The organism is Blastomonas sp. UPD001 (assembly GCF_003426715.1).
Taxonomy (GTDB): domain Bacteria; phylum Pseudomonadota; class Alphaproteobacteria; order Sphingomonadales; family Sphingomonadaceae; genus Blastomonas.
This window is the reverse complement of sequence record NZ_QKVT01000001.1, coordinates 1,204,917-1,211,812: the sequence shown is the minus strand read 5'-3', so window position 1 is coordinate 1,211,812 and position 6,896 is coordinate 1,204,917. Positions and strand designations below refer to the sequence as shown.

The 6,896-nt window shown below is 66.1% G+C and carries 9 protein-coding genes and 2 pseudogenes; 9 read left to right on the top strand and 2 right to left on the bottom strand.

The genetic code is table 11. The annotated features are described in order from the left end of the window. The 3 genes from DM995_RS06030 to DM995_RS22160 all read left to right on the top strand — a co-directional run. Positions 1 to 229 (top strand): murein hydrolase activator EnvC family protein (locus DM995_RS06030; RefSeq protein ID WP_157973277.1); only part of this gene is annotated, 229 nt, incomplete at its 5' end. A gap of 9 nt (positions 230 to 238) precedes the next feature. After that, complete coding sequence (locus DM995_RS06025) at positions 239 to 1,288, top strand: potassium channel family protein (RefSeq protein WP_116968819.1); 1,050 nt, start codon at positions 239 to 241, stop codon at positions 1,286 to 1,288. A gap of 373 nt (positions 1,289 to 1,661) precedes the next feature. Then, a complete protein-coding gene (locus DM995_RS22160) occupies positions 1,662 to 1,835 on the top strand; it encodes a hypothetical protein (RefSeq protein ID WP_232824101.1) in 174 nt (57 codons plus the stop codon). A gap of 71 nt (positions 1,836 to 1,906) precedes the next feature. On the opposite strand, the gene DM995_RS06015 is transcribed toward DM995_RS22160, so the two are convergent. After that, a complete protein-coding gene (locus DM995_RS06015; RefSeq protein WP_116968817.1) occupies positions 1,907 to 2,446 on the bottom strand; it encodes a hypothetical protein in 540 nt (179 codons plus the stop codon). 275 nt (positions 2,447 to 2,721) lie between these two features. Here DM995_RS06015 and rplU point away from each other — a divergent pair, with 275 nt between their 5' ends. The 3 genes and pseudogenes from rplU to DM995_RS22155 all read left to right on the top strand — a co-directional run. After that, positions 2,722 to 3,186 (top strand): 50S ribosomal protein L21, encoded by a 465-nt coding sequence (gene rplU, locus DM995_RS06010; protein ID WP_116968816.1) that lies wholly within the window; start codon positions 2,722 to 2,724, stop codon positions 3,184 to 3,186. A gap of 29 nt (positions 3,187 to 3,215) precedes the next feature. Continuing rightward, positions 3,216 to 3,491 (top strand): 50S ribosomal protein L27, encoded by a 276-nt coding sequence (gene rpmA, locus DM995_RS06005; RefSeq protein ID WP_023839572.1) that lies wholly within the window; start codon positions 3,216 to 3,218, stop codon positions 3,489 to 3,491. Positions 3,492 to 3,630: 139 nt separating this feature from the next. Next, positions 3,631 to 3,969: pseudogene (locus DM995_RS22155) on the top strand (GNAT family N-acetyltransferase); the annotation flags it as partial. Between the two features lie 5 nt (positions 3,970 to 3,974). Here the strand turns inward: DM995_RS22155 and DM995_RS05995 are convergent. Then, entirely contained in the window at positions 3,975 to 4,634 is a 660-nt protein-coding gene (locus DM995_RS05995; RefSeq protein WP_198669268.1) for a tetratricopeptide repeat protein, read from the bottom strand. 277 nt (positions 4,635 to 4,911) lie between these two features. On the opposite strand from DM995_RS05995, the pseudogene DM995_RS05990 reads away from it, so the two are divergent. From DM995_RS05990 to DM995_RS05980, 3 genes and pseudogenes are all read left to right on the top strand, one after another. Beyond that, positions 4,912 to 5,293, top strand: a pseudogene (locus tag DM995_RS05990) (nucleotide-binding protein). A 28-nt stretch (positions 5,294 to 5,321) separates the two neighbouring features. Then, positions 5,322 to 6,062 carry a ribonuclease E domain-containing protein gene (locus DM995_RS05985; protein ID WP_116968814.1) on the top strand — a complete coding sequence of 247 codons (741 nt, stop codon included), beginning with the start codon at positions 5,322 to 5,324 and terminating at the stop codon, positions 6,060 to 6,062. Positions 6,063 to 6,107: 45 nt separating this feature from the next. Beyond that, positions 6,108 to 6,896: tetratricopeptide repeat protein (locus DM995_RS05980; protein WP_157973276.1), on the top strand; the 789-nt coding region annotated here is incomplete at its 3' end.

Here is a 6,896-nt window from a genome sequence, read left to right as displayed (position 1 = left end):
CGAGGTCGCGATCTATGGCGGGCTGATCCTGGTCAGCCATGGCGGCGGCTGGGTCAGCGCCTATGGCCATGCCGAACGGATCGACGTGACCCGCGGCCAGGCGGTGAAGGCGGGCCAGGTGCTCGGCGCGGCGGGCCAGAGCGGCTTTGCCGAAACGCCCAAGCTGCATTTCGAGCTGCGCAAGGACCGCAAGCCGGTCGATCCTCTGCTCTATCTGCCGCGCGGCTGAGCCAGGCGGATGGGCGATTCCGAAATCAAGCCACGCGCGCTACTGAAACGCGCGGCGCGCCTGCCGGTCTGGGCGGACGTGACGCTGCGGCTGAGCATCGCCTTCTTCCTGATCGGGTTCGTCATCCTGATCCACTGGATCGACCGCGCGGGCCTCAAGGACAATGTCGACAACCATATCAGCTTCCTGGATGTCGTCTATTTCACGATGATCTCGGTCACCACCACCGGCTTCGGCGATATCGCGCCGGTATCGGACCGCTCGCGGCTGATCGAATCGGTTCTGGTGACGCCGGTGCGCGTGCTGGTGATCTTCATCTTCGTCGGCACCGCCTATAGTTTCGTCATCAAGCGCACATGGGAAAAATGGCAGATGAGCAGGATCCAGCAGCGCCTGAAGGGGCATATCGTGGTGCTGGGCTTCGGCACCAGCGGGTCGGAAGCGGTGCGCGAGCTGGTGGCGCGCGGCACCGATCCGTCGTGCATCGTCGTGGTCGACCAGTCCGAGGAATCGCTCGCCAAGGCCGAGACGATGGGCTGCAACGTGCTCAACGCCGATGCGACGCGCGACGAGACGCTGAAGGACGTGCATATCGACCGGGCGTGTTCGGCGATCGTCTCGGCAGGGCGCGACGATACCTCGATCCTGATCGTGCTGACGATCCGCCATCTCGCCCCCGACGTGCCGATCAGCGTGGTGATCCGTGCGGGCGACAACGAGCTGCTCGCGCGCCAGGCGGGGGCGAGCACGGTGATCAACCCGGTGAGCTTTGCCGGACTGCTGCTCGCGGGATCGTGCAGCGGGCCGCATATCAGCAGCTATCTCGCCGATCTGGCCTCGTCGAGCGGGCGCGTGGTGCTGATCGAGCGCGCGGTGCGCACCGAGGAAATCGGCATTCCCTTGAAGGACATCAAGGACGGCATCGGCGTGCGAATCTACCGCGAAGGCAAGCCCTATGGCTTTTTCGACGATGAAAGCGCCAGCCTGCGCGCGGGCGACACGATCGTCGTCATCACCCAGGGCGATGGCCGCCCGCCGGTGACGATGCAGGCCGATTGAACCGCGGGTGATCCGGCGCGCGGTGACCTGCGCATCGACGCGCTGGTTGAACTCGGTCTGGCCGTCGGCAACCGAAATGCCGATATCCGATTCATATTCGTCGCCATAGCTGCCGTCGGCGATGACCTGGGTCAGGCGGCCATAGCGTTCGGCGAGATCCTCGCGCTCCTGCACGGTGAAGCGCCGGTCAGCGCCATAGCGTGCCTCGAGCTGGACCAGATCATAATATTCGCTCTTCAGCCGGTCACCGGTGCGGCGGTCGATCTGGCCCGAACGCACATCGGCATCGACCCGCGCCTCGAACTGCGCGCGCTGCGTCGCCAGCGGCGTCCGCCCGAACGACCATTGCGCCTCGATCGACTGGGTCGAACCCGTGCGGTCGCCGAACAAGGCGCCGAAGATCGAGTTGAGCCGCTCCTGCTGGCGCGAGCGCTGCTGGTCCTGCGCGCCGGTATCGGTCTGCGCGAGCGCGGCGCTGCCGGTCAGCATCAGCGCGGCGGCGGCGGTGGCGGTATACAGTGACTTCATGGCGCAAATTCCTTGTTGAACGATGCACGCACTACGTGCCGCGCCAACGAGGGTTGCGACGAACCGAGCCGCGGTTCGTGTAAAAGGGTGTCAACCGGCGATGCTGGCCTTGAGCCGGCCGATCACCTCGTCCTGGTTTTCCAGCAGCGCCAGCACCGATGCCCGCGCCTGTTCGATCTGGTCGCTGCCGCCGGGCTTGACCTCGCCCGCCGCTTCCTTTTGCAGCCTCGCGACATAGAGCTCCTCGAGATCACCGAGGATTTGCGCCAGCTCGCGCCGCGGCGCATCGAGCGCGCTGATCCGGGTCTGTGCGACCGACCAGTCCTCGCTGCCCACCTCCTTGCCGCGCGCCGCGCCGGTGGCCTGCTGCGCGGCGGACCGCGCGAGCGCAAAATCGGCCTCGGCCTTGTCGGCGCGCGCCAGGATCGCGGTCAGCTCGCGCGCGAGCGCGGGATCGGTGATGCTCTCGACCGGCGGCGGCGGGGCCTTGGCCTCGGCCTCGCGATCGCGCAGCTCGACCTCGCGCCGCTCGAGCGATGGCAGCTCGGCCATCGGCTGCAGACAGGCGGTCAGCAGCGCGGGCGACAGGAGCGTGAACGAACGGGCGAGCTTTGCCGGGGTGACTTTCATGGTCCAAGGCTCTAGGACAGGTGCACGCCATCGGCAACCGGCTTGCCGGAGCGGCGCGCCGCAGCGCGGGCATGGGGCCAAAAAAGCCGCCGCAGCGGTTGACAGGACCGGCGCTTTCACCTAACGGGCATGGCTTTCCGGCGCGGGACATCCCGTCGCAGGGCAGTGGTTTTCACTCTGCCGATTCGGGTCTGGCAACAGGCAAGACGAAGCAGATGATCGCCGCAAATTGCGTGCCCGGAACCCGATTGAAGCTAACAGAAACGAGACAACCCATGTTCGCTATCGTGCGCACAGGCGGCAAGCAGTATCGCGTTGCAGCCGGAGACAAAATCGCAGTAGAAAAGCTGGCCGGCGAGGCTGGCGATGTCATTGCGCTGAACGACGTTCTGCTCACCGGTGACGGCGGCGAGGTCAAGGATGTGGCCGGTGTGGTCGTCTCCGCCGAGATCATCGCGCAGGCCAAGGCAGAAAAGGTGGTGATCTTCAAGAAGAAGCGTCGCCACAACTATCGCCGCAAGCTCGGCCATCGTCAGCAGCACACGATCCTGCGCATCGTCGCCGTGGGCGAGGAAGCCAAGAAGGCTGCGCCGAAGAAGGCCGCTGCCGCCAAGACCGAAGCTCCGGTCGAAGCTGCTGCCGAAACCCCCGCTGCCGAGGCTGCACCCAAAAAGGCTCCGGCCAAGAAGGCTGCCACCAAGAAGGCCGCTGACACCGATTCGTCGGCTGACAACGCCTGATCGCGCGCGAACCCAAGGAGTTTTGAGAAATGGCACATAAGAAAGCAGGCGGTTCGTCGCGCAACGGTCGTGATTCCGCAGGTCGTCGTCTCGGCGTGAAGAAGTTCGGTGGCGAGCCCGTCATCGGCGGCAACATTATCATCCGCCAGCGCGGAACCAAGGTCTATGCCGGTGCCAATGTCGGCATGGGCAAGGACCATACGCTGTTTGCGCTCACCGAAGGCCGCGTGAAGTTCCACGAAGGTCGCCTTGGCCGCAAATACGTATCGGTAGTCGCCCCGGCGATGGCGGAAGCCGCCGAATAACGGACGATCGATGACGGGTCGTCCTCTCACAGGGATGACCCCGGCCGGTGAAACACCCGGACCAGATGACAGGGAGATGGGGTCCGTCCCGTCTCCCTTTCTTTTTGTCTCCCTGTCACCGCGCTGACTCCAGCCTGTCATGTTTGGCTGGCATGGGCGCGGACAACACAGGAGAGACATAATGTTTGCAAGAACGCAAAGATTGTTGCTGCGGCCGGTCTGGCCCGAAGATGCCGAGGCGCTGTTCGCGGGCATCAACGACGAGCGCATCGTGTGCAATCTTGCCCGTGCGCCCTGGCCCTATACCCCTGAAGACGCCCGCGAATTCGCCGCGCGCGCGCAGGACCCGTTCTGCCCGCATTATCTGCTGACCCTGCCGGGCGATGCCGGGCAGACGCTGATCGGCAGCTGCGGCCTCGGCCGTACCGATCGCGGCGAGGTCGAACTCGGCTACTGGATCGCGCGCAACCATTGGGGCCGGGGCTATGCCACCGAGGCCGCACGCGCGGTGATCGCCAATGCCTGGGCAGCGCCCGCCAGCTTCTGCCGTGCGGCCACCGCGTCGCGCTCAAGCTGCGCGGCGAGCTGCGTGCCCTTGGTGCGCTCGGCAAGCGGGATATACTTGTCCATCGTCGCCAGGCTGCGCGAGGCCTGGGGAAGCCCCTGCGCCGAAGCGCGGGTCATCAGCGCATAGGCACGCACCCAGTCCTTTTCGGCAATGTCGCCGTTGAACATCGCGGTGCCCAGCACATATTGCGCACGCGGTTCGCCCCGGTCGGCCGAGGCGCGGATATAGGGCATCGCCTCGTCGCGGCGATTGTCCTGGAACAGCACCAGCCCGTAATTGTCCGCCGCCTGGACATGACCGCGATCGGCGGCCTTCTTGTACCAGGCCTCGGCCTGCTTGAGATCCATCGGCACGCCGCGGCCCAGCTTGTAGGCTTGGCCCAGGTTGAACTGCGCATCGGCATCGCCCTTGGCGGCGGGATCGCGCCATTCGGCGACGGCCTTCGCGAAATCGCCCCGCTCCCAGGCATCGACCCCGGCCTTGACGTCGGCCAGCGCCGGGCTGGACACAGCGAGCGCCAGCAAGGCAGCGCCCAGGACGGGAAAATTGCGGGAAATTTTTGTCGAACGTGCCATGCGGGTCTTGCTCCATCGCATATGGTAAAGCCGTGTGCCGATCCTATCAGGCGCAAACGCGGCTGCATACCGGACGCCCCGGTCTTTGCATGCCTTAATCGCTATAGCTAACGAGAGGTTAGCAAAGCGTTGATATAGCGATCAAGAAGGCTTGAAAGCGTGCTCAAAGTCCCGAAATCCGGGCGTGCCGACGCCATGGCAAGGTCCGTGTTAACTCAAAATTAGCTGCCTCCGCGCATTTTCCCCTTAACCGAATGGACCGGACAGGGGGTTTGGAGTGCGCGTACTCGCTTTGGCATCTCAAAAAGGAGGATCGGGCAAGACGACCCTTTCGGGTCATCTGGCCGTGCAGGCGCAGCTGGCAGGCGATGGCCCGGTGGTGCTGATCGATATCGATCCGCAAGGCTCGCTCGCCGACTGGTGGAACGAGCGCGAGCCCGAATATCCGGCCTTTGCGCAGACCACGGTCGCCCGGCACGGTGATGGAGGTCGACCCCAACGGCAAATCCGCCGGCGAGGTGCGCGCGCTGTGGACCTATATCTCGGACCGGCTCGAAAAGAATTTCCGCCGCACCGTGTTCGCCGTGCCCAACGCGCCCGTCGCGCCCGGTGCCATCCGCCCGATGGGTGGCTTCGGCCGCCGCGTGGCCGGATCGTGATGCAGTTACGGGGGCAAGGATGAGCTTTATGGCCGAACCCAAACCAATGGCATCGCTTTCGTCCGGGCTGCTCGCGCGCAAGGGGGCCGCGCGCCCCGCAATGCGCCGCCAGGGCATGGACGGGCTCGGCACGCTGGGAACCGCCGGGCTGACGCCGGGCGGGCACGGCCTGCACGACGATCTGGGCTGGAACGACATGGGCTATGATGTCGATCCGGCGCACGAGGAGCGCGCGCCGCATTACGGCAATCTGCTTGCAGGCGCGATCCCCGATACCGTCCCGGTCGAGGCTGCACTGCCGCCCGTTCCGGCGCCCGTCATCCCCGATGTCGTGCGCCAGCAGGCCGAGATTGCCAAGCGGCTCACCGAACCGGTCGCGGCTCCCGAGCCCGCACCGGTGGCGATGCCCGAGCCCGCGCCCCTTGCAGCGCCCCAGCCGGTTGCCGTCGTCGCGCCCGAACCGGTGGCCGTTGCCGAACCGGTACCTGTGGCCGAACCTGCGTCTGCGCCGGTCCTCTCCGCCAAGCCGCGCAAGCGCAAGCAGGCGGTGATGGAGGAGGTGGTCGCGGCTGCGGTCCAGTCCTCGGCCCGCCGCGCGGCCTTCACCTTGCGGCTCGACAGCGAGCGCCATCTCAAGCTTCGGCTGGCCAGCGCGGTGAGCGGGCAATCGGCGCAGCAGCTCGTCACGGCGGCGCTTGACGAATTGTTAACCAAAATGACCGAAATAGAAGACCTGGCAGGTCGCGTGACGCGATCAGCAACGCTTTGAGGGCGAAGGCAGGCAGGTCGGGGCCGACGAAAAGGGAACAGGGCTATGGCAAGCGGAGCTAAGATCAACCGGGCGATGGCGCTCAAGCTGGCAGCATCGACCATCCTGGTCGGCAGCGTGCTGGTGAGCTGCTCGGCGCACTCGGGCGCTGGCCGTCCGCAGAGCCTGTCCTCTTCCGCGCAAAAGGCGCTGGCCTCGGGCAAGTCCGACAAGGCGCTCGAAAAGGCCGAAGCCGCCGTCGCGCTCGATCCGCGCAATGCCGAACTCCGCAAGACGCTCGCCCAGGCCTATCTCGCCAATGGACGCTTCGCCTCCGCCCGCCAGTCGCTCGACGATGCGCTGGCGCTGGGCGATGCGAGCGCGCGCACGGTGATCAGCCTGGCGCTGATGCACGTCGCGGAGGGCCGCACCAACGCCGCGCAGGCGCTGCTGCAGGAACACAAGGACAGCATTCCGGCGGGCGATTACGGTCTGGCGCTGGCGCTGGCCGGCGACACCAAATCGGGCGTCGAAGTCCTCGGACAGCTCATCCGTTCTGGAGAAAATACCGCCAAGGTGCGGCAGAATCTCGCTTTTGCCTATGCGCTCGACGGGCGCTGGCGCGAGGCGCAGATCATGGCCGGACAGGATCTCGATCCGCAGGTCGCGCAGGACCGCATCGCCGAATGGGCGCGTATCGCGCATCCCGATGCGCATGCGCAGCGGGTGGCATCGGTGCTCGGCGTGACCCCGGTCGCGGGCGATCCCGGCCAGCCGGTGATGCTGGCCTTGTCGGCGACGCCTTCGATGGCTCAGGTCGCGACCGAAATCGGCCAGCAGGCGATGGCGTCCGCG

Excerpts from the sequence above, each read along its gene's own strand:
- DM995_RS06025 (WP_116968819.1), top strand. The coding sequence starts at position 239 with ATGGGCGATTCCGAAATCAAGCCACGCGCGCTACTGAAACGCGCGGCG.
- DM995_RS06015 (WP_116968817.1), bottom strand. The coding sequence starts at position 2,446 with ATGAAAGTCACCCCGGCAAAGCTCGCCCGTTCGTTCACGCTCCTGTCG.
- rplU (WP_116968816.1), top strand. The coding sequence starts at position 2,722 with ATGTTCGCTATCGTGCGCACAGGCGGCAAGCAGTATCGCGTTGCAGCC.
- rpmA (WP_023839572.1), top strand. The coding sequence starts at position 3,216 with ATGGCACATAAGAAAGCAGGCGGTTCGTCGCGCAACGGTCGTGATTCC.
- DM995_RS05995 (WP_198669268.1), bottom strand. The coding sequence starts at position 4,634 with ATGGCACGTTCGACAAAAATTTCCCGCAATTTTCCCGTCCTGGGCGCT.
- DM995_RS05985 (WP_116968814.1), top strand. The coding sequence starts at position 5,322 with ATGGCCGAACCCAAACCAATGGCATCGCTTTCGTCCGGGCTGCTCGCG.